21 protein-coding genes and 1 pseudogene are annotated in these 24,930 nt (G+C 70.4%); 15 read left to right on the top strand and 7 right to left on the bottom strand.

The annotated features are described in order from the left end of the window. Nucleotides 1-18: 18 nt before the first annotated feature. The 3 genes from ACIPUC_RS30615 to ACIPUC_RS30605 all read right to left on the bottom strand — a co-directional run bounded on the left by ACIPUC_RS30615 (nt 19) and on the right by ACIPUC_RS30605 (nt 3,513). Entirely contained in the window at nt 19-2,310 is a 2,292-nt protein-coding gene (locus ACIPUC_RS30615) for a WD40 repeat domain-containing protein (protein WP_446593638.1), read from the bottom strand. Between the two features lie 214 nt (nt 2,311-2,524). Beyond that, complete coding sequence (locus tag ACIPUC_RS30610; protein WP_446593637.1) at nt 2,525-3,043, bottom strand: anthrone oxygenase family protein; 519 nt, start codon at nt 3,041-3,043, stop codon at nt 2,525-2,527. Between the two features lie 59 nt (nt 3,044-3,102). Next, complete coding sequence (locus ACIPUC_RS30605; protein WP_446593636.1) at nt 3,103-3,513, bottom strand: nuclear transport factor 2 family protein; 411 nt, start codon at nt 3,511-3,513, stop codon at nt 3,103-3,105. Nucleotides 3,514-3,628: 115 nt separating this feature from the next. Between ACIPUC_RS30605 and ACIPUC_RS30600 the strand changes: the two genes are divergently transcribed. Together ACIPUC_RS30600 and ACIPUC_RS30595 are read left to right on the top strand one after the other, a co-directional pair. Further along, complete coding sequence (locus ACIPUC_RS30600; RefSeq protein WP_446593635.1) at nt 3,629-4,273, top strand: TetR/AcrR family transcriptional regulator; 645 nt, start codon at nt 3,629-3,631, stop codon at nt 4,271-4,273. Between the two features lie 29 nt (nt 4,274-4,302). Continuing rightward, on the top strand, nt 4,303-4,554 hold the full coding sequence (locus ACIPUC_RS30595; RefSeq protein WP_446593634.1) for an EF-hand domain-containing protein: 252 nt from the start codon (nt 4,303-4,305) through the stop codon (nt 4,552-4,554). Nucleotides 4,555-4,653: 99 nt separating this feature from the next. On the opposite strand, the gene pyk is transcribed toward ACIPUC_RS30595, so the two are convergent. After that, entirely contained in the window at nt 4,654-6,081 is a 1,428-nt protein-coding gene (pyk, locus tag ACIPUC_RS30590; RefSeq protein WP_446593633.1) for a pyruvate kinase, read from the bottom strand. Nucleotides 6,082-6,228: 147 nt separating this feature from the next. Then, complete coding sequence (locus ACIPUC_RS30585) at nt 6,229-6,939, bottom strand: SIMPL domain-containing protein (protein WP_446593632.1); 711 nt, start codon at nt 6,937-6,939, stop codon at nt 6,229-6,231. A gap of 65 nt (nt 6,940-7,004) precedes the next feature. Here ACIPUC_RS30585 and ACIPUC_RS30580 point away from each other — a divergent pair, with 65 nt between their 5' ends. Both ACIPUC_RS30580 and ACIPUC_RS30575 read left to right on the top strand, forming a co-directional pair. Then, nucleotides 7,005-8,816 carry a bifunctional metallophosphatase/5'-nucleotidase gene (locus ACIPUC_RS30580; protein WP_446593631.1) on the top strand — a complete coding sequence of 604 codons (1,812 nt, stop codon included), beginning with the start codon at nt 7,005-7,007 and terminating at the stop codon, nt 8,814-8,816. Nucleotides 8,817-9,631: 815 nt separating this feature from the next. Further along, on the top strand, nt 9,632-10,246 hold the full coding sequence (locus tag ACIPUC_RS30575) for a hypothetical protein (protein WP_446593630.1): 615 nt from the start codon (nt 9,632-9,634) through the stop codon (nt 10,244-10,246). 28 nt (nt 10,247-10,274) lie between these two features. Here the strand turns inward: ACIPUC_RS30575 and ACIPUC_RS30570 are convergent, their stop codons facing one another. Beyond that, nucleotides 10,275-10,892, bottom strand: a complete 618-nt coding sequence (locus tag ACIPUC_RS30570; RefSeq protein WP_446593802.1) for a helix-turn-helix transcriptional regulator — start codon at nt 10,890-10,892, stop codon at nt 10,275-10,277. 63 nt (nt 10,893-10,955) lie between these two features. Continuing rightward, nucleotides 10,956-11,138 (bottom strand): annotated as a pseudogene (locus ACIPUC_RS30565) (helix-turn-helix domain-containing protein); the annotation flags it as partial. Between the two features lie 693 nt (nt 11,139-11,831). Between ACIPUC_RS30565 and ACIPUC_RS30560 the strand changes: the two are divergent. The 11 genes from ACIPUC_RS30560 (at nt 11,832) to metF (ending at nt 24,862) form a co-directional block, all read left to right on the top strand. Continuing rightward, on the top strand, nt 11,832-12,611 hold the full coding sequence (locus ACIPUC_RS30560) for an alpha/beta fold hydrolase (protein ID WP_446593629.1): 780 nt from the start codon (nt 11,832-11,834) through the stop codon (nt 12,609-12,611). Between the two features lie 136 nt (nt 12,612-12,747). Continuing rightward, the gene (locus ACIPUC_RS30555; protein ID WP_446593628.1) at nt 12,748-13,440 is read left to right on the top strand and encodes a type 1 glutamine amidotransferase domain-containing protein; all 693 of its coding nucleotides are present in this window, start codon (nt 12,748-12,750) and stop codon (nt 13,438-13,440) included. Nucleotides 13,441-13,528: 88 nt separating this feature from the next. Beyond that, on the top strand, nt 13,529-14,230 hold the full coding sequence (locus tag ACIPUC_RS30550; protein WP_446593627.1) for a phosphoribosylanthranilate isomerase: 702 nt from the start codon (nt 13,529-13,531) through the stop codon (nt 14,228-14,230). Next, the gene (gene upp, locus ACIPUC_RS30545) at nt 14,230-14,901 is read left to right on the top strand and encodes a uracil phosphoribosyltransferase (RefSeq protein ID WP_446593626.1); all 672 of its coding nucleotides are present in this window, start codon (nt 14,230-14,232) and stop codon (nt 14,899-14,901) included. Before ACIPUC_RS30550 ends, upp begins: the two co-directional genes overlap by 1 nt. Nucleotides 14,902-14,989: 88 nt before the next feature. After that, nucleotides 14,990-15,673: an NAD(P)H-dependent oxidoreductase gene (locus ACIPUC_RS30540; RefSeq protein ID WP_446593625.1), complete on the top strand. Its 684-nt coding sequence runs from the start codon at nt 14,990-14,992 to the stop codon at nt 15,671-15,673. Nucleotides 15,674-15,806: 133 nt separating this feature from the next. Further along, nucleotides 15,807-19,886, top strand: coding sequence for an amino acid adenylation domain-containing protein (locus tag ACIPUC_RS30535; protein ID WP_446593624.1), 4,080 nt, complete (start codon nt 15,807-15,809; stop codon nt 19,884-19,886). Nucleotides 19,887-19,905: 19 nt separating this feature from the next. After that, nucleotides 19,906-20,856: a pseudouridine-5'-phosphate glycosidase gene (locus tag ACIPUC_RS30530; protein WP_446593790.1), complete on the top strand. Its 951-nt coding sequence runs from the start codon at nt 19,906-19,908 to the stop codon at nt 20,854-20,856. 70 nt (nt 20,857-20,926) lie between these two features. Then, nucleotides 20,927-21,649 carry a HemK2/MTQ2 family protein methyltransferase gene (locus ACIPUC_RS30525; RefSeq protein WP_446593623.1) on the top strand — a complete coding sequence of 241 codons (723 nt, stop codon included), beginning with the start codon at nt 20,927-20,929 and terminating at the stop codon, nt 21,647-21,649. A 104-nt stretch (nt 21,650-21,753) separates the two neighbouring features. Continuing rightward, on the top strand, nt 21,754-22,977 hold the full coding sequence (gene metK / locus ACIPUC_RS30520; protein ID WP_446593622.1) for a methionine adenosyltransferase: 1,224 nt from the start codon (nt 21,754-21,756) through the stop codon (nt 22,975-22,977). 2 nt (nt 22,978-22,979) lie between these two features. Beyond that, nucleotides 22,980-23,963 carry a carbohydrate kinase family protein gene (locus ACIPUC_RS30515; protein ID WP_446593621.1) on the top strand — a complete coding sequence of 328 codons (984 nt, stop codon included), beginning with the start codon at nt 22,980-22,982 and terminating at the stop codon, nt 23,961-23,963. Then, nucleotides 23,960-24,862, top strand: coding sequence for a methylenetetrahydrofolate reductase [NAD(P)H] (metF, locus tag ACIPUC_RS30510; RefSeq protein ID WP_446593789.1), 903 nt, complete (start codon nt 23,960-23,962; stop codon nt 24,860-24,862). The genes ACIPUC_RS30515 and metF overlap by 4 nt, the downstream gene beginning before the upstream one ends. Nucleotides 24,863-24,930 lie beyond the last annotated feature (68 nt).

Genomic DNA, 24,930 nt, shown 5'->3' with positions numbered 1-24,930 from the left:
TCCGGCGGTCTCCGCGAACTAGGGGGCATCCAGGACGGCGACCTCCCAGCCGAAGCACACGATGATCCTGCCGTCGGGGTGCCGGGCCAGGTCGGCGACCGGCTGCGGGAAGGGCAGGGGGGCGCCGAGCGGCTTGCCGGATCGCAGGTCCCAGGCCCGTACCGTCGCTTCGTCGGGGAGGGCGGCGATGACGGCCGGGCTGCCGGCCACCACCGCGGTGGTCATCGCGCTCACCCATCCGGAGCCGACCACTGCGGCGTCTCCGGTTCTGACGGGCGGACCGAGCTGCTCGCCGGTGAGCAGGTCCCAGACCCGCAGGGTGCCGTCCCGGCCGCCGGTGGCGGCCACCGGCCTGCCGTCCAGTGTTCCGGGCGCCACGGCCCGCACCCAGGCGCTGTGGCCGCGGAGCGACCGGTCCAGTTCCTCGCCGCTCTCCACGTCCCAGATCCGCACGACGCAGTCCTCGCCGCCCAACAGCACGGCCGGTCTGCCCGCCACCACCGTGGTTGCCAGGGCATCGGGTTCGCCTTCATGCCCCGGCAGCTCCCGGCCGTGCTGCCGGCCCGTGTCCAGGTCCCAGATCCGCACGAGGCCGTCGTCGCCGCCCGTGACGGCCATGGGTCGGCCGGTCACGAGGGCGGTTTCCACCGCCCTCACCGGGCCCTCGTGCCCCGGCCACGGCTCGGCCGCCTGCGTACCGGTACGCAGGTTCCAGATCCGCAGGACGCCTTCGGAGTCGCCCGTGACGGCCACGGCTTCGCCTTCCACAAGGGCTGTGGCCACCGATTCCACCGCTCCGTCATGTCCCGTCAGTGGCCGGCCGCGCTGCTGGCCCGTATCCAGGTCCCAGACGCGTACGGTGCGGTCGTGACCTCCGGTCACGGCGACGCGGCGGCCGTCCAGCACGGCGGCGGCGACGGATGTGACCTGTGCGGTGTGGCCCCTGACCGGGTCACCCAGGCGCCGGTCGGCGGCCAGGTCCCAGATGCGGGCCGTGCCGTCCTCGCCGCCGGTGACTGCCACCGGCCGGTCCTGCGCCACGGCGCTCGCCACCATGGTCACGGCTCCGGTGTGACCGATGAGGCGCGCGCCGGGCTGCGCACCGGTGCCGAGGTTCCAGATCCGTACCGCGCCGTCCTCACCTCCGGTGATGGCGACGGGCTGCTCGGCCAGTGCGGTGGTGGCGACGGCCCGCACCATGCCCTCGTGCCCGGTGCAGGCCGGACCCAACTGCCTGCCGGATTCCAGGTCGCGGACCTCGACTGCGCCGTTGCCGCTGCCGGTTACGGTGACGGGGCGGCCGTCGACCGTACTCACGGCGAGCGCGGTGACCCAGTCGCTGGGCGCTCCGCAGGCGGGGCGGTCGTGCTGGGTGCCCGTGGGCAGGTCCCAGACGCGGAGCGTTTCGTCGCTGTTGATGACGGCGAGCGGTCGGCCTTGTAGTTCCGCGATCGCCATCCAGTCCGTGGCCTCCACTCCGTCGTCCCAGATCGGGTTCTCCAGCGTCCGGCCGAGCCATCGGCCGCTGCGCAGGTCCCAGATCCGTACGGTGCCCTCTTCGTCGTCGCCGGTGAGGACGAAGGGCCGGCCTTCGATCTCGGTCGTGGCCACGGCCGTGACGGGGCCGCTGTGGCCGGTGAGCGGGGGCCCCAGGCTCTCTCCGCTGTTCAGGTCCCAGATCCGCGCTGTGCCGTCCAGGCCGCCGGTGACGGCGGTCGGCCGGTCGTCGAGCACGGCTGTGGCCATCGCGGCCACAGCGCCGTCGTGTGCATCGAGTGGTGGTCCCAGCGGGATACCGGTGCGCAGGTCCCACCGCCGTAGGGTGCCGTCGGCGTGTCCGGTGACGGCGAGCGGCTGGTGTTCGGTCGCTGATACGGCCACGGCTGTGACGGGGTTGGCGCGGCCGCCGAGAAGGCCTTGCAAGTGGGCGCTGACCTGGGATCCGGTGGCCCAGCGGATGCGCCATGGGAGGGCTGTTTCCGAGGTTTCCGCCGGGTCCGCGGTCAGGTCGGTGGCGAGCTGCCGGGCGCCCCAGCGGGCTGCATCGAGCGCGAGCAGCCATCGTCGGGCCTCGGGTGGGGCCTCGGCGTGCCGGTAGGAGGAGGTGTGCCAGACGGCTGCGGCGAGGCGGGCCGGCGTGCTGCGGGCTCGGGCGAGGAGGGGCAGCAGCAGGGGCGGATCGGCGCGGACGAGGAAGTCGGCCCGGGTCAGCAGGTCGTCGAGCGTGTCGGTGTCGGTGGCCTTGCGGGCGATCTGTGCCCACTGGTCGGCTTCCGGCCGCGACGGTGGTGGCGAAGCCTGCGTGTTCACCTCGGCCTCCCGACGTGAGCCCCTGGGCGCGGGCCGCTCGCCGGCGGCCATGGTGTTGGACCAGAACTTCATTATGTGGCGGCGGCCGGATCGGGGCGCGAGCCCGGCGGGATCCGGAAGGGCGGCCTGGTTTAGCTGATGTCCCGGGTCGGGGTGGGTCGGTCGCAGCGGTGGGCCGGAGGTCGAGGAACCGGCAAGGAGTCTCTGGTTCGGGTCAGTGGGTGTTTCTTCGGGATTGCCTCTGATCCGGTGTCCGGCTGCGGGCGGCGGCCTCGGTCGGACCGTTTCGGAGGGCGAGCGCGACGAGCAGTGTGAAGGCGGCGGCGGCGGTGATCGTGCGGGCGTCGTTGAAGAGCTCCCAGCGCTGTAGGAGCTTGGCGGTGTCGGGCTCGGGTCCGTTGACCGCCCATTGCTTGATCCTGCCGTTGATCGGGACGTTGCCGAAGCGGGTGATGAGGAAGGACGCGAGGGTGAGCGCGCTCGCCGTCGCGGCTAGGGCGCGGGTCCGGCCGTGGGTGAGGAGGGCGAGGGTGAGCGCGCTGAGGGTGGAGATGACCATGGCGCTCTGGACGGTGATGCCGTTGATCTTCATCAGCTCGGTGTGGAAGTCGAATCGCATGTCCTGCGGTACGGCGTTGAAGGTGGGGACGAGGTTGGCGGCGCCGTAGCCGAAGGCGCCGGCGAGCAAGCCGGTGGCGAGCAGGGAGATTCCGTGGACGAGTCGGATGCGCATGCGCCGGGTCTCCTTGGGTGGGCGGGTGGCGGGCGGGCGCGGTGTGGTGAGGGGTCGGGTCATGGGGTTTCGTGTCCGTCGGCGGGTGGGGGGAGGGTGCGTGTGAGCTGGTGCGCGCGGCGCATGCGGCCGTCGTTGGTGAACTCTCCGAAGAGGTGTACGTCGGTGGTGGTGGGGCCGCCCTTGCGGGTTCGGGCGTGGATGGTGAGGCGGGCGGCGATGTGGGTGCCGTGGGCGATGGCTTGGTGTACGTCGAACCGCCAGTCGGTCACGTTCTTGTGGACTGGTCGCAGGTGGGCGAGGAGGCGGTCGTGGTCGAGGCGGGTGCCGTCGCTGATCTGGACGATGTCGGGGGTGAAGTGACGCTCCATGATTTCTTGCGGTGGGTCGCCGCGGACGGTGGAGGCGGTGAGGGAGTTGAAGAAGGCGGCGATGAACTGTGCGGGGGTGGTGTCGGTTGAGGGCGGCATGGCTCTCCCTGGGGTTCGGGTGGGGTGGCGGCTCGGTGGGGGCCGGACCCGGCTAGGATTTCTTACATGCCTGTAAAGGTATGCGCGTCCATTAATTCTGACAAGGGTGTAAGAGATGATGTCCTCGGGGGAACTCGGCCGCCGGCGCCGGGCGGATGCCGAGCGCAGCAGGGTCCTCGTCCTGGACGCCGCGGTCCGCTTGCTGCGGCAGCGTCCCGACGCGGGCATGGAGGCCATTGCGAAGGCGGCGGGGGTGACCCGGCAGACCGTCTACGCCCATTTCGCCTCGCGTGAGCGCCTCTTGGCGGCCGCCGTCGACCGGATCACCGCGGATGCCGTCGCCGCCCTGGATGCTGCCGTGCTCGACGAGGGGTCGGCGACGGCCGCGTTGCTGAGGTTCCTCGACGTGTCGTGGCGGTCGTTCGAGGACAACGCACCGCTCCTGCAGGCCGCCGCCGGCGCCCCGGCGCCGGAGGCCCGCGACCGCGACGGCTTGGCCCCGGATCCCCACGGGCCCGTCATCGAACGTCTCACCCGGTTGGTCGAACGGGGACAGCGGGCGCGTGAGTTCAGCTCGGGCCTGTCGCCGCACTGGCTGGTGTGCGCGATGGTGGCCCTCGGCCACGCCGCGGGTGAAGAGGCGGCATCCGGTCGCATGACGCATGCCGACGCGGAGGCCGCTGCCCGCGTCAGCGTCCTCGATCTCCTCGGCGCCCGGCCTGGTCCGGCGGAAGCGCAGGAGCGGCGGCCGCTAGGTTGAGGTCAAGGCTGGACGAGAAGGGGACTGTGATGAGCGAGAAGGCTCGCAAGCTGTTCGACGCGCTGGATCTCAACCACGACGGGGAGCTGACCCGTGCGGAGGTGATTTCGGCTCTGCGGTCGAAGGGGCCGACGCTCGCTGCGCGGGGGGATCTGCCGTTCTGGGCGTTGGGGGACGCGGATGTCTCGTCGGCTCTCTTCGATGCGGCCGATGCGAACGGGGACGCGGTGTTGAGCTTCGAGGAGTTCGCGGCTGTGGTGGACCGGCGTTTCGGCTGGTAGTGGGGTGTGGGTGACCGCGTCGGGCGGGTGCTGCGCGGGCTGCCCGACGCGGTGCGTGTGTGCGTGAGGTGCCGTGGCCGCGGCTGCCGCGGCGGGCGGTCAGCGGACGGGGTCGCCGATGTGGTGGATGCGGACGAGGTTGGTGGATCCGGTGACGCCGGGGGGTGAGCCCGCGGTGATGACGACGACGTCGCCTGGGATGCAGCGGCCGATGCGCAGGAGTTCTTCTTCGACTTGGGCGACCATGGCGTCGGTGGAGTCGACGTGGGGGCCGAGGAAGGTTTCGACGCCCCAGGTGAGGTTGAGCTGGGAGCGGGTGGCGGGGTCGGGGGTGAAGGCGAGGAGGGGGATGGGGGAGCGGTAGCGGGAGAGCCGGCGGACGGTGTCGCCGCTTTGGGTGAAGGCGACGAGGAACTTGGCGTCGAGGAAGTCGCCCATTTCGGCGGCGGCGCGGGCGACGGCTCCGCCTTGGGTGCGGGGTTTGTTGCGTTCGGTGAGGGGTGGGAGTCCCTTGGCGAGGATGTCTTCTTCGGCGGCTTCGACGATGCGGGCCATGGTGCGGACGGTTTCGACGGGGTATTTGCCGACGCTGGTTTCGCCGGAGAGCATGACGGCGTCGGTGCCGTCGATGACGGCGTTGGCGACGTCGGAGGCTTCGGCGCGGGTGGGGCGGGAGTTTTCGATCATCGAGTCGAGCATCTGGGTGGCGACGATGACCGGCTTGGCGTTGCGCTTGGCGAGTTTGACGGCGCGCTTTTGAACGATGGGGACCTGTTCGAGGGGCATTTCGACGCCGAGGTCGCCGCGGGCGACCATGATGCCGTCGAAGGCGGCGACGATTTCGTCGATGTTGTCGACGGCCTGGGGTTTTTCGATCTTCGCGATGACGGGGAGGCGTCGGCCTTCTTCGTCCATGATGCGGTGGACGTCTTCGATGTCGCGGCCGCTGCGGACGAAGGAGAGGGCGATGACGTCGGCGCCGGTGCGCAGGGCCCAGCGGAGGTCGTCGATGTCTTTTTCGGAGAGGGCGGGGACGGAGACGGCGACGCCGGGGAGGTTGAGTCCCTTGTGGTCGGAGACCATGCCGCCTTCGATGACGAGGGTGCGGACGCGGGGGCCGTCGACGGCGGTGACTTGGAGGGTGACGCGGCCGTCGTCGACGAGGATGCGTTCGCCGGGGGTGACGTCGGTGGCGAGTCCCTTGTAGGTGGTGCCGCAGGTGTGGCGGTCGCCTTCGTGGTCTTCGACGGTGATGGTGAACTCGTCGCCGCGTTCAAGGAGTACGGGGCCTTCGCGGAATCGGCCGAGGCGGATCTTCGGGCCTTGAAGGTCTGCGAGGACGCCGACGCTGTGTCCGGTTTCGTCGGAGGCTTTGCGTACGCGCTGGTAGCGCTCCTCGTGTTCGGCGTAGGTGCCGTGGCTGAGGTTGAGGCGGGCGATGTCCATTCCGGCGTCGACCAGGGCTTTGATCTGGTCGTATGAGTCGGTGGCGGGGCCCAGGGTACATACGATTTTCGCTCGGCGCATGAGGCGAGCGTATTCCCCTACCAGGGAGTAGGAAATTGGTTCCGGGTGTCCGCTCAACAACCTTTGAGCAAAAGCTTGTTGACAATTGTTGAATGTGCATGGGGGTGCTCTGATGAGCACCCCCGGGGTGCGCTTCGGGGCCTGCTTTCAGAGCTGGGGAGGGGTCATCGTGAAGCGGGCGTTCACCTGGGCGTAGACGGTCTGGCGTTGGGGTTCGAGGTCGAGCGGCGGGGGGCCGGCGTCTTCGGCGGCGCTGAAGGCCATGGTGCGCATGCCGCCGGAGGGGGCGGGGAAGGGCGTGGCGTTCTCGGCGCCGAGGTCGGCGAGTTCGACGAGGGCGGCGAGTCGGGCGCCGAGGGCTTCGGCGTATTCGCGGGCGCGTTGGACGGCTTCGAGGACGGCTTGGCGGCGGGCTTGGCCGTGGGCGGGCGAGGTGGGGCGCAGGGCCCACCAGGGGCCGTCGAGCTGGGTGAGTTCGAGGTCGGCGAGGCGGGTGGTGAGTTCGCCGAGTGCGGTGAAGTCGTTGAGTTCGGCGGTGATGTGGACGCGGCCGTGGTAGGCGCGGATGCGTTCGCCGCGGCCGTGGCGGGTGAGTTCGGGGGTGATGGAGAAGGCGCCGGTCTCGAGTTTTTCGACGGGGTCGCCGTAGCTCTTGATGAGGTCGAGGACGGCGGTGTTGCGGCGGGTGAGGTCTTCGAGGGCGGTGCGCCGGTCGGTGCCGCGGGCGCTGACGGTGATGCCGATGCGGGCGATCTCGGGGTCGACTTCGAGGCGGGCTTCGCCGCGGACGGCGACGCGGGGTACTTCGGGGGTTCCGTAGGGCTGGTGGGTTGCGTCGTGTGATGCGTCCTGGGTCATGGCTTCACTGTCGCATCGTGGGTGAGAATCTACGCGCGTTGTTCACGCCTCAAAAGGGAGATGGCATGGCGTTCGACCGTAGGACTTTTCTGGGCACGACGGCTGCGACGGGTGCGGCCGTGGCGTTGGCGGGGGCCGCGAGCGCCCCGGCCGCTGCCCAGCCGGCCGCTGCCCAGCCGGCGGCTGGAGCGGGGCCGCGGACGTACTCGTTCACGGTGATGGGGACGACCGACCTGCACGGGAACGTCTTCAACTGGGACTACTTCACGGACAAGGAGTTCGACGACAAGGCGCACAACGACGTCGGCCTGGCGAAGATCTCGACGCTCGTGAACCGGGTGCGGGCGGAGAAGGGGCGGGGCAACACGCTGCTGATCGACGCGGGTGACACGATCCAGGGCACCCAGCTGTCGTACTACTACGCGAAGGTGGATCCGATCACGGCGCGGCGGGGGCCGGTGCACCCGATGGCGCAGGCGATGAACGCGATCGGCTATGACGCGGCGGCGCTGGGCAACCACGAGTTCAATTACGGGATTCCGGTGCTGCGGAAGTTCGAGGAGCAGTGTGATTTCCCGCTGCTGGGGGCGAACGCGCTGGACGCGAAGACGCTGCGGCCGGCGTTCGCGCCCTACAGCATGCACCGGTTGCGCACTCCGCAGGGGCGGGATGTGAAGGTGGCGGTGCTGGGGCTGACGAACCCGGGGATCGCGTTGTGGGACAAGGCGCACGTGCAGGGGAAGATGACGTTCCCGGGGTTGGAGGAGCAGGCGGCGAAGTACGTGCCGAAGCTGCGGTCGATGGGCGCGGACGTAGTGATCGTGTCGGCGCATTCGGGGTCGAGCGGGACGTCTTCGTACGGGGATCAGCTGCCGTACGTGGAGAACGCGGCGGCGTTGGTGGCGGAGCAGGTGCCGGGGATCGACGCGATCCTGGTGGGGCACGCGCACACGGAGATTCCCGAGTACCGGGTGAGGAATGCGGCGACCGGTAAGGACGTGGTGCTGTCGGAGCCGTTGAAGTGGGGGCAGCGTCTGACGTTGTTCGATTTCGAGCTGTCGTGGGCGAAGGGCCGTTGGTCGGTGGCGAAGGTCGCGGCGCGGGTGCTGAATTCGAATGCGGTCGAGGAGGATCCGGAGATCACCGGGTTGCTGTCCGATGAGCACCGCAAGGTGGTGGCGTACGTGAATCAGGTGATCGGTACGTCGACGGAGGCGATGTCGGCGGCGGAGGGGCCGGTCAAGGACGTGGCGATCATCGATTTGATCAATCACGTGCAGGCGGAGACGGTGAAGGCGGCTCTTGCCGGTACCGAGTGGGCGGCGTTGCCGGTGGTGTCGCAGGCGTCGTGCTTCTCGCGTACGGCGGCGATACCGGCGGGGCAGGTGACGATCAGGGATGCGGCGGGCCTGTACCCGTTCGAGAACACGCTGGAGGCGCGGCTGCTGACGGGTGCGCAGCTGAAGGACTATCTGGAGTACTCGGCGCGGTACTTCGTGCGGACGGCGCCGGGTGAGGTGGTGGATCCGGCGAAGCTGACCAATTCCGAGTCGATTCCGGACTACAACTACGACGCCGTGTACGGGTTCACGTACGACATCGACGTGGCGCAGCCGGTGGGTTCGCGGATCGCGGGGTTGTCGTTCGCGGGGAAGCCGGTGGATCCGCAGGCGCGGTTCGTGCTGGCGGTGAACAACTATCGGGCGTCGGGTGGCGGGAACTTCCCGCATGTTCCGCAGGCCAGGCAGGTGTGGGCGAACTCGGACGAGATCCGCAACACGATCGTCCAGTGGGTGAAGGCGAAGGGGACGGTGGATCCGGCGCTGTTCGCTTCGGTGGGGTGGCGGTTGACGCGGGGCGGGGTGCCGGTGTTCTAGTCGGTTTGCGGTGGTGTGCGGCCGGGGTCCGCGGTGGCGGGTCCTGGCCGCTGGTCGTGGGGTGGCGGCCGGAGGAGTGCCGTTCGGCGGTCGGGGGGCGCGGGTGTGCGGGGCGGGTGGTGGTGCGGCGGGGACGGTCGGGGGCGACCTGTCGGATCTCGGCCATGTCTGCGGCCTCCGTGCCGGCGGGGGTTTGCCTGGAGGCGGGGGCAGGCCTGCTGTCGGGGCGTTGCCGGGCGCCGCCGCTCTGTACTGGTCAGTTTCGGCCAGATTTTCGAACATCTCACCACGGCGGATGTCTGACATTTATCGTGGCTGCGGCTCGGTAGCATGCACTGGGGTCAGCCGACACGCTCAGGGGGAGCAATATAAGGTCCGTATCAACGGGGTCACCACCACACCTTGCTCGCCATGTCGGTCTGAAACACCTCGCGCCCAGCAGGCGCGAGATTCGGGGGCTTCCGGACCAATAGCCTGGCCACAAGAGCGAACTTCGCAGCCCGAAGATTCGACGATGAGCAGCCGCGACGGGGAGTCTCAGCCGCGCTTATCACATGTCCGCGATCGAATTCGCGAGCCGGGCTCCGAACGTGTCCGCCTCGAGCAGGCGGGCCATTCGCATGCACCGTTTATCCGGAACCGGCCCGTGTTGCCGACACATTGGCGTTTCCAGCAGATCGACAACCTGGTGAAACCACGCTCGCGTGCCCATGCGACGCCGCGAGCAGCCTTGCACAGAAGGGGGAATGCACCATGCCGAGGGTAGGCCGCTCACAGAGACGGTGCCGGGAAGCGGAAAGAGGGATCGACGGTCGGTGGCAGCCCATCGGGACGGGATCCGCGGAATGAACCGGATCTCCCGTCGCAAGGATCCCGAATCCGGAATCCTCTCGGGGTTCTACCGCCCTCTCCGCGCCGGCCGGCTGCATTTTCGGGCGGAGCGGGAAAGTGAGCGCCTGATCGCCGGCATGCCCCTGCCGGACCCCTTCGACTTCGACCAGCTGGTCGGGAACATCGCGCAGGCCCGCGGCCGCCAGATCGTCATGAAGCCGATCCCGGACCACCTGACGGGACTCGACGGCGTGTGCGGCCTCCTCGTCAAGTACGGCGCACGTCCGGTCGACCTGGTCCTCCACCCCAAGGGCCGTTCGCCGTCGCACGAACTCGAGTTGAAGGTGCACCAGTTGGTGCATCTGTGGGCCGGGGACAACACGGGCATCGTCACATCGCCCGACGTCCTGCGGGCACGCGCGGTCACTCCGGAGGGCGGGCTCCCGGCGGCCGGGCTGCTGGACCACGACGCGTTCATCGAACTGCGCGCCGACAACGCGGCGCGGCTCATCGGCCAGAGGGGCGAGCACCGGGTCGCCGGTGGGGGCCGGCCGCCGCGCGTCGTGCCGTTCCGCAGCGGAGCCCTCGCCCTGCCGTGAATCCCGGCAGCTGCCGGCGGGAACCGGTTCAGGCCGGGCGGCCGTTCTCGCCGTCGGCCAGGATCTCTTCCATCGTCTCGCCGATGAAGTCGCGGAGCTGGTCCCAGGATTCCCTGGGCATCTCCTGGCCGGCGCCGCGTGCAACCATCACGGTGAACTTGTTGCGCACGGCCCGGGTCGAGAGGATCAGGGCGTCGACCTCCGGATCGTCCTGCCGGAAGTAGACCGGCGGCACGTCGAAGGCGAGTGCCAGGGCGTCGAGTGCCTCGTCCCGGGGGTCGGCGATCTCGCCGGCCCGCAGTGCGCGGACCATCGCCTCGGTGAGCGCCGCGGAGCCGCTCTTGCGGTTCCCCTCGGACGCGAGGTGCGCGTCCGAGGGCGCCGCTCCTGCGTAGACCTCGGTGCGCAGGGACTCCAGCTTGCGGGCCACGCGCGTGCCTTCGGCCGACGGCGGCTCCTGCTGGGGCTCTTCGGGCTGCCCGAAGGAGCGCCGCTGCGCGGCGAGCAGTTCGGCGCGGGTCACGTGGTAGGCGGCGGCCAGTGCGGTCACCGCCTGGTCGGACAGCGGCCGTTTGCCCTGTTCGGCGGCCCGTACCGGCATGGGGGACGTGGTGTTGGTGTAGCGCGCCGTGTCCGCCTGGGTCATTCCCGCGTCGCACCGGAGGTCGGCGAGATTGGGTGATTCGGTGCGGGGAAAGAGTTCATTCAGATCGGCGTCCAGGAATGCGGCGATCGCCGGCAATCGCTCCGGAGGAGGGGCCGCCAAGCCGTTCTCCCAGCGATAGACGGCGTTCACCTTAACGTGAAGTCCCTCGGCCAGAGTGGCCTGCGACAGGCGTTTGATGACACGGCGGTCACGCAACTTACAGCCGTCGAAGTCACGGTCGGGCATAGACATGCTCCACAAGGTGAGGGTTGGACGGATTCTAGTGCCCCGCCAGAGGAAGGTCTCGACATCCGAGATATCGGCATAACCTCGTGACCATCGCCGGGAGTCTTGCCCACCGTTAAGAACGCCGTCCGCATCGCGCCCTGGTTGTCACGATTTTTCCATGTTAGCCGATCTTTCTTTGGGATCGTCGCGCATCTCCCGAGAGGGGCGGCGGGGGCCTGGGGTACCAGAGCATCCTCGAGTGATCCTGGAGCGCTTGACGAGATCACTCGAAGTAGATAAATTCAGCTTCAGGTGATCGGGGGTGGCCGTCACATCGGACGACAGCCCCCGTCCCCTGGGATCGGGGAGGAGGCGCGGGCTCGGGGACGCCTCCTCGCGGGTCTCCTACACACCGTGCCCGTGGCACAAACCGCAGTGCGCTCCGCCCCGAAGACCGGTGCGACAACGCCGGATCCTCGGGTGTCACGGCCGACAGCCATCCGGTCCCCGCACCATCCGTCCGATTTCCTCCCGGCGAAGTCGTACGGCGTTGCCGGAATTCCCGTGCATCCGCATCCGGCGGAACACGGCGGCCCGCGTCCACTCGAATCCGGTGGGCCGCCTGAATTCGCCATGCACTCTTCCATCCAGTTTTTCCGATGTCGCGCACCCGCGCATTCACTTTCACGTCGTCACAGGAGGCGATCCGTCATGCCCACGATCTCCGTCGGTAACTCGCGTATCCACTACACCGTGACCGGCGAGGGTCCGGCCCTGCTGCTGGTGCACGGCGTGGGCAAGGGCGGCCAGGTCACCTTCGGCCACCTCGTCGAGGAGTTCGCCCGCCGCAACACCGTCATCGTTCCCGAGCTGTCCGGCAGCGAGACCGCTGAGGACGACGGCACGCCGCTGACCGTCGAGCAGCTCGCCGACGAGGTCGCCGCCGTGATCGAGCATGCCGGTCTCGGCCCCGTGGACCTGGTGGGCTTCTCGCTCGGCGGGGCGGTCGTCGCCGCCACCGCCGCCCTTCACCCGGAGCGCGTTCGCCGCCTGGTCCCCGTCGGCGGCCTGGTCAAGTCCGACCTCTACATCCAGAACCTGATCGGTCTGACCCTGAGCCAGAAGCACGACGCGAAGGCCTTCGGCCGCGTACTCAGCACCACCGCCTTCAGCCCGCGCTTCATCCGCAGCCAGCCCAGCCTGAGCGACGTGGAGAACCTCGGCTCCGAGCTGAGCCCCTCCAGCGGCCGCATCCGCCAGCTCGAGCTGCTCGTCCAGGTGGACATCCGCGACCTGGTCGAGAGGGTCCAGGCCGAGACCCTCGTCCTGGCCCCGTACCCGGACGCCGCGGTCCCCGCCGAGCACTCCCGCGAGCTGGCCGCCGCCATCCCGAACTCCTCTTACACCGAGATCGACAGCGGCCACATGGTGATCTTCGAGAAGCCCGTCGAGTTCGTGAAGCTCGTCCAGGACTTCATCCACCAGGCCTGACGGCCCCTCGAGCACGACCTGCCCCGGCGGGTTCACCACCATCCCGGGCGCGGCCCCGCAGCCGCCGGACTCGGCTCTCGCGCGGCCGCGCCCGACCACCACCCGCAAGCACTCCGCAGCGATTCCAGGAGGAACCATGGCCAAGATCCTGCTTGCCGTCAGCAGCCACGAGACCCTGGGGGACACCGGCAACCGGACGGGCTACAGCGTCTCCGAGGCGGCCCACCCCTACAACGTGTTCACCGGCGCGGGCCACGAGGTCGACTTCGTCTCCGTGCGCGGCGGCGAGCCGCCGGCCGTCGTCTTCGACGGCGAGGAGAACGACCCGCAGATCATCGGCTTCCTGGCCGACGAGACCGTCAAGGCCAAGCTCGTGGCGACCCGCCGGGCGGCCGACGTGGACCCCTCCGAGTACTCCGCGATCTTCTACGTCGGCGGCCACGGCGCCATGTGGGACTTCCCCCACTCCCCCGACCTGGCCCGCATCGCCATGGACATCCACGGCAGCGGCGGGGTCGTCTCCGCCGTCTGCCACGGCCCGGCCGCCCTCGTCGACCTTCGCCTGCCGGACGGCACCCACCTCGTGCGCGGCAAGCGCGTCGCCTCCTTCAGCAACGAGGAGGAGAACTCGCTGGGCCTCGTCGAGGTCATGCCCTTCCTCCTCGAGGACCGGCTGAAGGAGAGCGGGGCGCTGCACGCCAAGGCGCCCATGTGGGAGGCCCACACCGAGAGCGACGGCCGGGTCATCACGGGGCAGAACCCCGCCTCCGCCGCCCCCGTCGCGCGGCTCGTCGTCGCCGAGCTCGACCGGGCCGCCGGCGGCCGCTGAGGCTGCCGGTTCCACCGCCGTCGTCACCGGACGACATCCCATCGCAGATCGGCCCCGGCTCGAACCGCCGCGGCCCGAGGAGGCAGACATGTACGGCTTGATCCAGGTCGCGGGCGTCATCGACCAGTCCGAGGCCGACCTCATCATCGAGGAGGGCGCGGACTGGCTCGGCTTCGCCCTGCGCCTTCCCGCCAAGAACGAGGACCTGTCGGAGGCCGAGGCCGCCGCCATCGTCAAGGCGATCCAGCCCGACAACAAGGGCGTGATCATCACCTACCTGACCGATGCCGATGAAATCGCGGCGTTCTGCACCGAGATGGGCGTCGGCGCGATCCAGCTCCACGGCGACGTGACCCCCGCCGAGCTGCGCCGGCTGCGCACCCTGGCCCCGGACCTCTACGTCCTCAAGAGCCTCGTGGTGAAGACGGACAACATCGACGAGCTCCGCGAGGTCGTCGAGACCTCCGCCGAGTGGGTCGACATGTTCATCACCGACAGCTTCAACCCGGCCACCGGCGCCAAGGGGGCAACCGGGCTGACGCACGACTGGGCCGTCAGCGCCGAACTCGTCCGGATCTCCCCCAAGCCCCTGATGCTCGCCGGCGGGCTCACCCCGGAGAACGTCGCGGCGGCCATCGAGGCCGTCCGGCCCGCCGCCGTGGACTCGCACACCGGCCTGGAGGACCCCGCCACCCGGCGCAAGGACCGCCAGAAGGTGCGCACCTTCGTGCAGGAGGCACGCGCCGCCTTCGCCCGGGTCGCCGCGCAGGACGGGCGGAGCCGGTCCTGATGACCACGCGAACCGAGCCGCTCACCGGCGTGACCCACCTGCTGCCCCAGACCAACCGGCTGCGCGCCCTGCACTCGATCGTCCGCGACCACCAGGCCAAGCGGGAGGACTTCGTTCCTGCCGCCAACCGGATCATCCGCGGGCTCCTCGACGCCGCGCTCGACCTGCTCCCCTACGAGCCCCGCGACGTCCGCACCCCGGTCGGCCGGACCTACCGGGGCCTGTCCCTGGCCTCCCAGGTCTACGGCGTGTCCATCGCCCGGGCCGGCGACAGCATGGAGTCCGAGCTGCGCGTGATGGCGCCCGAGACCCGGCTGGGCAAGATCCTGATCCAGCGGGACAAGGTCACCAAGCTCCCGCACCTGCACTACGCGGCGCTGCCCGCCGGCATCGACCGGGGCCACGTGCTGCTCCTCGACCCCATGCTCGCCACCGGCGGCACCGCGCTGGCCGCGATCGGCGTGCTGCTCGACCACGGCGTGCCCGAGGAGCACATCGTCTTCGTGAACCTGCTCTCGGCCCCGGAGGGGATCAAGGTCGTCCACGACCGCCACCCCGCGGTGCGGATCGTGACCTCCTCCATCGAGGAGCGCCTCAACGAGCACGCGTTCATGCTTCCCGGCATCGGTGATTTCGGCGACCGCTACTTCGGGACCGACATCCCGGCGTGAGCGGCCTCCCCCTCGGAGCGGGCGGGGCTCCGCGCCTGTGGAATCCCGCCCCTCCGGCCCTTCGACCCTCGCACTAAGGAGCACTCCCGTGTCCAGCGCCGACACATCCTCGTCGACGACGAAGATCTCGATCGTCTACTACTCGGGCACCGGCAACATCCACAAGCTCGCCGTGGCCGCCGAGGAGGCCGCCGCGAAGACCGGCGCCGAGGTCCGGCTGCGCCGGGTCCCCGAGTACGTCGAGGCGTCCCTGGCCCCCGAGTTCACCGAGTGGACCGAGGCGTGGCGCGAGAACGCCGAGGCCGTCGCGGGCATTCCCACGGCCGGCGCCGACGACCTCGAGTGGGCCGACGCGATCCTGCTCGGCGGCCCGGGCCGGTTCGGCATGATCCCCGCGCCGCTCAAGCACTTCATCGACCTCGCCTGGCCCCTCAACGCGCGCGGCGGCCTGTCGGGCAAGGTCATGTCGTCGTTCACCTCGACGGGCGCCCCGCACGGCGGCCAGGAGGCGACGATCCTGTCGCTGAACACCGTCTTCTACCACTGGGGCGGGATCATCGTGCCGCCCGGCATCACCGACGACATCATGACGGCGCCCAGCAACGGCAACCCCTACGGCGTCAGCTCCGTCTCCGGCCGGCAGGCGATTCCGGGCCGGCTGGCGGAGAACGTCACCGAGGACAACCTCGCCGCGATCGCGTACCAGACCCGCCGCATGGTCGAGGTCGCCGACGCCCTGCGAAGGGGCCGGGCGGCCGTCGCGGACCGGTGACCACCCGGCAGCGCCTTGGCACGGCCCCGGAACACTCGGCCGGTCCCCACACCGGCCGAGTGTCCGTCACGGGCGGGTGACCGCCGGAACCCGCCCACTACACGGCACACACGCACACCCTGGGGGGACACACATGATCACCGACGCGTCTGACCGGACCCCGGCCACCCGCCCGTCGTTGCCCGAACTGCTCCTGCGCACGGCCGCCGCCCGCCCGGACGACACGGCGGTGATCAGCGGCGACGAGCACGTGACCTTCGCCGAACTGGTGGGGCGCAGCCGAGGACTGGCCGGACACCTACGGGGCCTCGGCGTGGGCGCCGACCAGTGCGTGGGGCTGTTCGTCGAGCCCTCGTCCGACCTGATGACCGGGGTGTGGGGCGTCCTGTTCGCGGGCGGCGCCTACCTGCCGCTCGCCCCGGAGTACCCCGAAGAGCGCCTGCGCTACATGATCGAGCACTCGGGCGCGAAGGTGATCGTCGCCCAGGGCCACCTCGTCGAGCGCCTGGCCGCGCTGGCTCCCGCGGGGACGGTGATCGTCCGGGTCGAGGACGCCCGCGAGGGCTCCCCCGGCGAGGACGTCGACATCGCCCCCGACTCGCTGGCCTACGTCATCTACACCTCGGGCAGCACCGGCCGGCCCAAGGGCGTCATGATCGAGCACCGGAGCATCGCGAACCAGATGTCCTGGCTGCAGGCTGCCCACGGCATCGACCGCGGCCGGGTCATCCTGCAGAAGACGCCGATCAGCTTCGACGCCGCCCAGTGGGAGATCCTCGCCCCGGCCGTCGGTTCCGTCGTCGTGGTGGGCGGCGCCGGCATCCACCGGGACGCCGAACGGCTGGTGCACGCGGTCAGGACCCACTCCGTGACCACGCTCCAGTGCGTCCCGACCCTGCTCCAAGCGCTTCTGGACACGGGGGAGTTCGACTCCTGCGTCTCGCTGGAGCAGGTCTTCACCGGCGGCGAGGCCCTCTCCAAGCCCTTGGCCCGCGCCTGCCTGGAATCCCTCCCCGGGTGCGATCTGATCAACCTCTACGGGCCGACCGAGTGCACGATCAACTCGTCGTCCTTCACCGTGGCCAAGTCCACCGTCGGCGAGGGCCCCAACTCGATCTCCATCGGCGCCCCGGTCGACGCCACCGAGTACCACATCCTCGGCCCCGACCTCACCGAGCTGGCAGTGGGAGAGATCGGCGAGCTGTACATCGGCGGCGTCCAGGTCGCGCGCGGCTACCTGCACCGGCCCGACCTGACCGAGCAGCGTTTCACGGACAACCCGTTCGGTCCCGGGCGGCTGTTCCGGACCGGCGACCTGGCCTACTGGAACGCGGACGGCACCGTCCAGTTCACCGGCCGCGCCGACAACCAGGTCAAGCTGCGCGGGTTCCGTGTGGAGCTCGACGAGATCAGGCTCGCCATCGAGACCCACGACTGGGTCCGGCACGCGGCCGTGCTGGTCAAGGACGACCCGCGGACGGGCTTCCAGAACCTGATCGCCTGCGTCGAACTCGATCCGAAGGAAGCCGCCCTGATGGACCAGGGCAGCCACGGCGCGCACCACCAGTCCAAGGAGAGCAAGCTCCAGGTCAAGGCCCAGCTGTCGAACCCGGGGATACGGTCCGGAGCCGAGCTCGCCGGCCTGCCCGTCCTCGACCTGCCCGGGCGGACGCCGACGCCGGCCCAGCGCAGCCTCGCCTTCGCCCGCAAGACCTACCGCTTCTACGAGGGCGACGCGCCGGTGGCGGAGGCCGACCTGCTGAAGCTGCTGGCCCGCCGCCCGGCCGCCGTGCGCGGGCGGGAGCTCGCGGAGCTGGACACCGACGGACTCGGCGCGATCCTGCGCAACCTCGGGCAGCACCTGAGCCCGGAGCGGCTGCTCCCCAAGTACGCCTACGCCTCTCCCGGTTCGCTCTACGCCACCCAGCTGTACCTGGAGATCACCGGCTTTCCCGAAATCCCGTCGGGCATCCACTACCACCATCCGATCAACCACCAGCTGGTGCTGGTCTCCGCGGCCCCCGAGGCGCGGGGCGCGGCCGCGGGCCCCCGGATCCGGGCCCACTTCCTGGGCCGGCGCGGCGCCATCGAGCCGGTCTACAAGAAGAACATCCGGGAGGTCCTGGAAATCGAGGCCGGCCACATGGTCGGACTCCTCGAGGAGGTCCTGCCGCAGTACGGCCTCGACATCGAAGCCGCCCCGTTCACCCCGCAGGCCAAGGCCGGGCTGCGGGTCGCCGACGAGGACCACTACCTCGGCGCTTTCGACTGGGTGCCCTACCGGGGGCCGCGCACCGACGAGGACATCGACCTGTACGTGCAGATCCACCCCGGCAAGGGGCTGGACCGGCCGGCCGGACAGTACGTCTACGAGGGCGACCGGCTGCGCCTGGTCTCCTCCGACCTGATCCTGCGCAAGCAGGTCATCGCGATCAACCAGGCGGTCTACGACCGGGCGGGCTTCGGCATCTCGGTGATCAGCCGCAGTCCGCAGGAGTGGCGGCGCTACATCGACCTCGGCCGCACGCTGCAGCGCCTGTCGATGAACGACCTCGACATCGGCTTCATGTCCTCGGGCTACAGCTCGCAGGGCGGTGACGACCTGCCCTCCGCCCGGCGGATCGACGGCATCCTGCGCGAGCTCGGCCGGCCCGGCGGCGCCTCGTACTTCTTCGTCGGCGGCCGGGTGAGCGGGGAGCAGCGGCGCCACGAGGGCATGCGGGAGGACGTGGTCCACATGCGGGGCCCCGCGGAGCTGATCCGCGACGACCTCGTCAACTACCTGCCGGACTACATGATTCCGAACAAGGTCGTCGTCCTCAACGCTCTGCCGACCACCGCCAACGGCAAGATCGACCTCAAGGCTCTCGCCGTCTCCGACGCGGTGGACGTGGGGGCGGCCGACCGTCCCTTCGTGGCGCCCCGGAACGAGACCGAACGCCGGCTGGCCGCGCTGTGGCGGCAGGCGATGAAGCGCGAGAGCGTCTCCGTGCAGGACGACTTCTTCGCCTGCGGCGGCAACTCGCTGCTCGCCGTCGGCCTGATCAACCGGATCAACCGGACGTTCGGGGCCGACCTGCCGCTCGAGGTCATCTTCACCTCGCCGACCGTGGAGGGGCTGGCCCGCCGGATCGCCGGCGGGTCGACGGCCGCCACCTCGCGCCTGGTGCCGTTGCGGCAGGAGGGCTCCGGACGCCCCATCCACTGCTGGCCGGGTCTGGGCGGCTATCCGATGAACCTGCGGCTCCTGGGCGAGCGGCTGGACGCGGACCGGCCGTTCCTGGGGGTGCAGGCGCACGGGATCAACCCGGGCGAGGCGCCGTACGAGACGATCCGGGAGATGGCGGCCGAGGACGTGAAGGCCATCACGAGCCGGCAGCCGGAGGGGCCCTACACGTTGTGGGGGTACTCCTTCGGAGCCCGGGTCGCCTTCGAGGCCGCGTACCAGCTGGAGCAGGCCGGCCACACCGTCGACCACGTCTTCCTGATCGCCCCCGGCTCGCCCAAGGTCCGCACGGACGGTGCGGCCGGCGAGGAGCGTGTCGCCACCTACGCCAACAAGGCCTACGTGACGATCCTGTTGTCGGTCTTCACGGGCACGATCAGCAGTCCGCTGCTGGAGAAGTGCCTCGCCGTGGCCGAGGACGAGGAGAGTTTCGCCGGGTTCATCAGCGAGAACCTCCCGGGCCTCGACATCGGCCTGGTGCGCCGGATCATCCGGGTCGTCGGGACGACGTTCGAGTTCAGCTACACCTTCCGCGAACTGCGGGAGCGACGGATCTCGGCGCCCATCACCATCTTCAAGGCCCAGGGGGACGAGTACTCGTTCCTCGACGGCAGCAGCGGCTACTCCTCCGCCCCTCCGACCGTCGTGGAGTTGGAGGCCGACCACTACTCCCTGCTCAGGGCGCCGGACATCGACGAGCTCGCGACGGCCATCCGCCGGCGCCTGAACATCCGGAAGGACACCGTCATGCCGCACGTCAACATCAAGCACTTTCCGATGGCACTCAGCGACGAGCAGCAGTCCGCGCTGGTGTCGGCGGTGACCAAGGCGGTCACCGACGCCTTCGGCTGCGACGAGGGGGTGGTGTCGATCGCGGTCGAGCCGATCGACAAGGAGCTCTGGAACGAGGAGGTCTACATCCCGGAGATCGTCAACCGCAGACACATTCTCGGCAAGGTACCGAACTACGGCCCCGACACCCACTGAAAAGACGGCTGTGACCACGATGACCTCTCTTCCCCATCAGGACATCCCCCTCGTCTTCAGTGCCGAGGTGGCCGACGCGCTCCACGACGGCCGCCCGGTGGTGGCGCTGGAGTCCAACGTCATCACCCACGGCCTGCCGTACCCGGACAACGCCGCGACCGCCCGGAAGGTCGAGGAGGCCGTCCGGGCGGGCGGCTCGGTCCCGGCCACGATCGCCGTGGAGAACGGCAAGATCGTGGTGGGCATGACCGATGCCGACATCGACCGGTTCGCCTCGACGCCGGGCATCCCCAAGGTCAGCAGCCGGGACATGCCCGTCGTCCTGGCACAGGGCCGGATGGGCGCGCTGACGGTCGCCTCCTCCGTGGTGGCGGCCGAACTCGCGGGTATCCCCTTCTTCTCCTCGGCCGGCATCGGCGGGGTGCACCGGGGCGCGGACAAGACCATGGACGTGTCCTCCGACCTGATCCAGTTCACGCGCTCCAAGGTCGCGGTGGTGTGCGCCGGCGGGAAGAAGATCCTGGACCTCGGCCTGACGCTGGAGTACCTGGAGACCCAGTGCGTACCGGTGGTCTCGTACCGGTCGGGCGATTTCCCCGCCTTCTACTGCGTGTCCAGCGGTTTCCCCAGCCCGATGCGGCTGGACGACGACGAGGTGATCGCCCGGTCGATCGAGAACCACTGGGCGCTGGGCAACAACAGCTCTTTCCTGATCACCACGCCGGTCCGGCCCGGGGAGGCGATCGACAGCGACGAGGTCGACGCCGCGATCACCGAGGCCATGGCCGCCGCCGACCGGGACGGCATCCGGGGCCAGGCGATCACGAAGTACCTGATGCGTGCGGTGGACGCGGCCACAGAGGGCCGCTCGTCCAAGGCCAACATGGCCGTGCTCATCAGCACGGCCGAGGTCGGCGGCCGGCTGGCCGCGGCGCACGCCCGGCTCCGGGCCGAGTCCCTGTCCCTCTGACCGACGCCCCTCTCCCCCCAATCGACCGAGCACGTTCCCTCGCGCACGACACACGAATGGATACGACACCATGACGAAGCTCGACCAGCAGTCCACGTCCGAAGCCGAGTCCTACCGCCCGCTCGTCTCCCCGGAGCGGGTGGAGGAGATCAAGGAACTGCGCCAGGCCATGGCCGCGTACGGCGGCGGTGAGGAGGGCGAGCAGACGCACCCGTTCCTGGGCCTGACCCTGCGGGTCCCCTCGCAGGTCATGACCCCCTGCCCCGTGTCCCCGGTGCTCGGCGGCGCGGTCTTCGCCGAGGTCGAACCGGGTGACCGGGTGCTGGACATGGGCACCGGCAGCGGGTCGCTGGCCCTGATCGCCGCCAAGAAGGGCGCCGATGTCCTGGCGGTGGACCTCAACCCGCACGCCGTGGCCGCCGTCCGCGTCAACGCGGAGCTGAACGGGGTCGCCGGCCTCGTCGAGGCGCGCGAGAGCGACGTCTTCAACTCGGTCGAGGGCCGCTTCGACCTGATCGTCTTCAACCCGCCGTTCCAGTGGTTCGCCGCCACCGACTACGCGGACGTCGCGGGCACCGACGCCGGCTACCAGGCACTGACCCGCTTCTTCCGCGAGGCCCGCGCCCACCTGACGGAGAAGGGGCGCATGATCCTCTTCTTCAGCACCATGGGTGACGTGGAGTACTTCGAGAAGCTGGTGGCCGACGAGGGCTTCACCCACGAGGTGGTCTTCTCCACCACCCGGCCCGTCTTCGACGTGCCGGTCGAGTTCACCGTGCACCGCCTGTCCTGATCCCGGACACCCGCCGGGGCCCCACCCCACGGGGAGGGGCCCCGGCCCGCCGCAGGGCCCGCCGGTCCCATCCACGCACGTCCGTACGACAGGAGCGCTACGCCGTGTCCCAACGTCTTTTCACCTCCGAATCGGTGACCGAGGGCCATCCCGACAAGATCGCCGACCGGATCAGCGACACCGTCCTCGACGCCCTGCTGGCCCAGGACCCGCGGTCCCGGGTGGCGGTGGAAACCCTGATCACCACCGGCCAGGTGCACGTGGCCGGCGAGGTGACCACCTCCGCCTGGGCCGACATCCCCGCGCTGGTGCGCGAGGCCGTCCTGGAGATCGGCTACGACTCGTCCGCGAAGGGCTTCGACGGCGCGTCCTGCGGCGTCTCGGTGTCCATCGGCGCGCAGTCCCCGGACATCGCGCAGGGTGTCGACACCGCCTACGAGAAGCGGGTCGAGGGTGCCGCCGCGGGTGGGGAGGGTGACGAGCTCGACCGGCAGGGCGCCGGCGACCAGGGCCTGATGTTCGGCTACGCCTGCGACGAGACCCCGAACCTGATGCCGCTGCCGATCGAGGTGGCGCACCGCCTGTCGCGCCGGCTGACCGAGGTCCGCAAGGACGGGACGGTCCCGTACCTGCGCCCGGACGGCAAGACCCAGGTGACCATCGAGTACGACGGTGACACCCCGGTCCGTCTGGACACGGTGGTGGTCTCCTCGCAGCACGCGGGCGACATCGACCTCGACACCCTGCTGACCCCCGACATCCGCGAGCACGTGGTGGCGTACGTGCTGGCAGGCCTGGTGGAGGACGGCATCAAGCTGGACACCGAGGGCTACCGGCTGCTGGTGAACCCGACCGGCCGCTTCGAGATCGGCGGCCCGATGGGCGACGCCGGCCTCACCGGCCGCAAGATCATCATCGACACGTACGGCGGCATGGCCCGCCACGGCGGCGGCGCCTTCTCGGGCAAGGACCCGTCGAAGGTGGACCGTTCGGCCGCGTACGCGATGCGCTGGGTCGCCAAGAACGTGGTCGCCGCCGGTCTCGCCTCGCGCTGCGAGGTCCAGGTCGCGTACGCGATCGGCAAGGCCGAGCCCGTCGGCCTGTTCGTCGAGACCTTCGGCACCGCCAAGACCGAGGTGTCCAGGATCCAGAACGCCATCACGGAGGTGTTCGACCTGCGCCCGGCCGCGATCATCCGCGACCTCGACCTGCTGCGCCCGATCTACGCACAGACCGCCGCCTACGGCCACTTCGGCCGCGAGCTGCCCGACTTCACCTGGGAGCGGACCGGCCGCGCCGAGGCCCTCCGCACGGCCGCTGGGATGTGATCATGGACATCGCCGTCACCGGTTCCATCGCCACCGACCACCTGGCGACCTTCCCGGGGCGTTTCGCCGAGCAGATCATCCCCGAGAGCCTGGCCACGATCTCCCTGTCGTTCCTCGTGGACGACCTCCAGGTGCGCCGGGGCGGTGTGGCCGCCAACATCTGTACGGGGCTGGGCCGGCTCGGGCTGACCCCGGTGCTGGTCGGCGCCGCCGGCACGGACTTCGCCGATTACGACGCCCGGCTGCGCGCCTGCGGCGTGGACACGGGGTCGGTCCGGCTCAGCACCACGCACCACACGGCCCGTTTCATGTGCACCACCGACGCCGACCACAACCAGATCGCCTCCTTCTACCCGGGCGCCATGGTGGAGGCCAAGGAGATCGACCTGGCCGAGGTCGTGGAGCGCGTCGGCGCCCTCGACCTCGTCCTGGTCGCCCCCGACGTGCCGGAGGCGATGGTCCGACACACCAGGGCGGCGCACGCCGCCGGCATCCCGGTCGCGGCCGACCCCTCGCAGCAACTGGCGCGGCTGGACGAGGAGTCGACCCGGCTGATCGTGGACGGGGCCCGGTTCCTCTTCACCAACGCCTACGAGAGCGCGCTGCTGCAGCAGCGGACCGGGTGGAGCGAGGCCGAGGTGCTGGCGCGCGTCGGCGTGTGGATCGTCACCCGGGGCGCCGACGGGGTCTCGATCCTGACCTCCGACGGGCCGGCCGAGCACGTGCCCGCCGTTCCGACGGACCAGCCCACCGACCCCACCGGCGTGGGCGACGCCTTCCGGGCCGGCTTCCTCGCGGGCCTGTCCCGGGGGCTGCCCCACCGCCGCGCGGCCCAACTGGGCTGCGCCGTGGCCACGATCGTCCTCGAGTCCTTCGGCACCCAGGAGTACAAGCTGCTTCCCTGGGACCTGTCGGAGCGGCTGCTGCGGGCCTACGGGGAGCAGGCCGCGCAGGAGATCGGCGCATGGCCCGGGGAGCCCGCGTGACGGGGCTGCGCGAACTCCTCGCCACCGGGACCCCCTCGTTCTCCTTCGAGTTCTTCCCGCCCCGGACGGAGGCGGGATCAGCCGCCCTGTGGGAGGCGATCCGCCGGATCGAGGCGTTCGCCCCGAGCTTCGTCTCGGTCACCTACGGGGCAGGGGGGTCCTCCCGGGACCGCACGGTCGAGCTGACGCAGCGGATCGCGGCGGAGACGACACTGCGCCCGGTGGCGCACCTGACGGCGGTGGCGCACTCGGTCGCCGAACTGCGGCGGGTGATCGGACAGTACGCGGACGCCGGCGTCCGGGACGTCCTGGCCCTGCGGGGGGACCCGCCGGGCGACCCGAACGCGCCCTGGATCCCGCACCCGCGCGGCTTCTCCCACGCCTGGGAGCTGGTCCGGCTGGTGCGGGAGTCGGGAGCGTTCAGCGTCGGCGTGGCCGCGTTCCCGGAGCGCCATCCCCGCTCCGCGGACTGGGAGTCCGACGTCCGGCACTTCGTGGCCAAGTGCCGCGCGGGCGCGGACTACGCGGTCACCCAGATGTTCTTCCGGGCCGAGGACTACCTGCGGCTCCGGGACCGGGTCGTGGCGGCGGGGTGCGACATCCCGATCATCCCCGCGATCATGCCCGCCACGGACGCCCGGCAGATCGCCCGGTTCGCCGAGCTGAGCGGGGCCGCGTTCCCGCAGGACCTGGCCCGGCGGCTGGAGGCGGCGGGCGGCGGGGCCGCGGGGCGGCGGATCGGCGTCGACTTCGCGGTGGCCATGGCCGAGCGGCTGCTCGCCGAGGGCGTTCCCGGCCTGCACTACATCACGCTCAACCGGTCCACGGCGACCTCGGAGATCCACCGCGCGCTGCTCGGCTCCGGCCTGGCCGAACGCCCCCTGGCGGCCCGGGTCTGAGCCACTGCCGCAACCGTCAGGGACGAGCCGGGGGGGGGGCCCCCCCCCCCCCGGGGGGGGGCGCCCCC

The sequence above is a fragment of the Streptomyces sp. LARHCF249 genome, assembly GCF_052871255.1.
This window is presented reverse-complemented; position numbering and strand designations above follow the sequence as displayed.

Coding starts and splice junctions, on each gene's coding strand:
- ACIPUC_RS30610 (WP_446593637.1), bottom strand. CDS start 3,043: ATGCGCATCCGACTCGTCCACGGAATCTCCCTGCTCGCCACCGGCTTG.
- ACIPUC_RS30605 (WP_446593636.1), bottom strand. CDS start 3,513: ATGCCGCCCTCAACCGACACCACCCCCGCACAGTTCATCGCCGCCTTC.
- ACIPUC_RS30600 (WP_446593635.1), top strand. CDS start 3,629: ATGATGTCCTCGGGGGAACTCGGCCGCCGGCGCCGGGCGGATGCCGAG.
- ACIPUC_RS30595 (WP_446593634.1), top strand. CDS start 4,303: ATGAGCGAGAAGGCTCGCAAGCTGTTCGACGCGCTGGATCTCAACCAC.
- pyk (WP_446593633.1), bottom strand. CDS start 6,081: ATGCGCCGAGCGAAAATCGTATGTACCCTGGGCCCCGCCACCGACTCA.
- ACIPUC_RS30585 (WP_446593632.1), bottom strand. CDS start 6,939: ATGACCCAGGACGCATCACACGACGCAACCCACCAGCCCTACGGAACC.
- ACIPUC_RS30580 (WP_446593631.1), top strand. CDS start 7,005: ATGGCGTTCGACCGTAGGACTTTTCTGGGCACGACGGCTGCGACGGGT.
- ACIPUC_RS30570 (WP_446593802.1), bottom strand. CDS start 10,892: ATGACCCAGGCGGACACGGCGCGCTACACCAACACCACGTCCCCCATG.
- ACIPUC_RS30560 (WP_446593629.1), top strand. CDS start 11,832: ATGCCCACGATCTCCGTCGGTAACTCGCGTATCCACTACACCGTGACC.
- ACIPUC_RS30555 (WP_446593628.1), top strand. CDS start 12,748: ATGGCCAAGATCCTGCTTGCCGTCAGCAGCCACGAGACCCTGGGGGAC.
- ACIPUC_RS30550 (WP_446593627.1), top strand. CDS start 13,529: ATGTACGGCTTGATCCAGGTCGCGGGCGTCATCGACCAGTCCGAGGCC.
- upp (WP_446593626.1), top strand. CDS start 14,230: ATGACCACGCGAACCGAGCCGCTCACCGGCGTGACCCACCTGCTGCCC.
- ACIPUC_RS30535 (WP_446593624.1), top strand. CDS start 15,807: ATGATCACCGACGCGTCTGACCGGACCCCGGCCACCCGCCCGTCGTTG.
- ACIPUC_RS30530 (WP_446593790.1), top strand. CDS start 19,906: ATGACCTCTCTTCCCCATCAGGACATCCCCCTCGTCTTCAGTGCCGAG.
- ACIPUC_RS30525 (WP_446593623.1), top strand. CDS start 20,927: ATGACGAAGCTCGACCAGCAGTCCACGTCCGAAGCCGAGTCCTACCGC.
- ACIPUC_RS30515 (WP_446593621.1), top strand. CDS start 22,980: ATGGACATCGCCGTCACCGGTTCCATCGCCACCGACCACCTGGCGACC.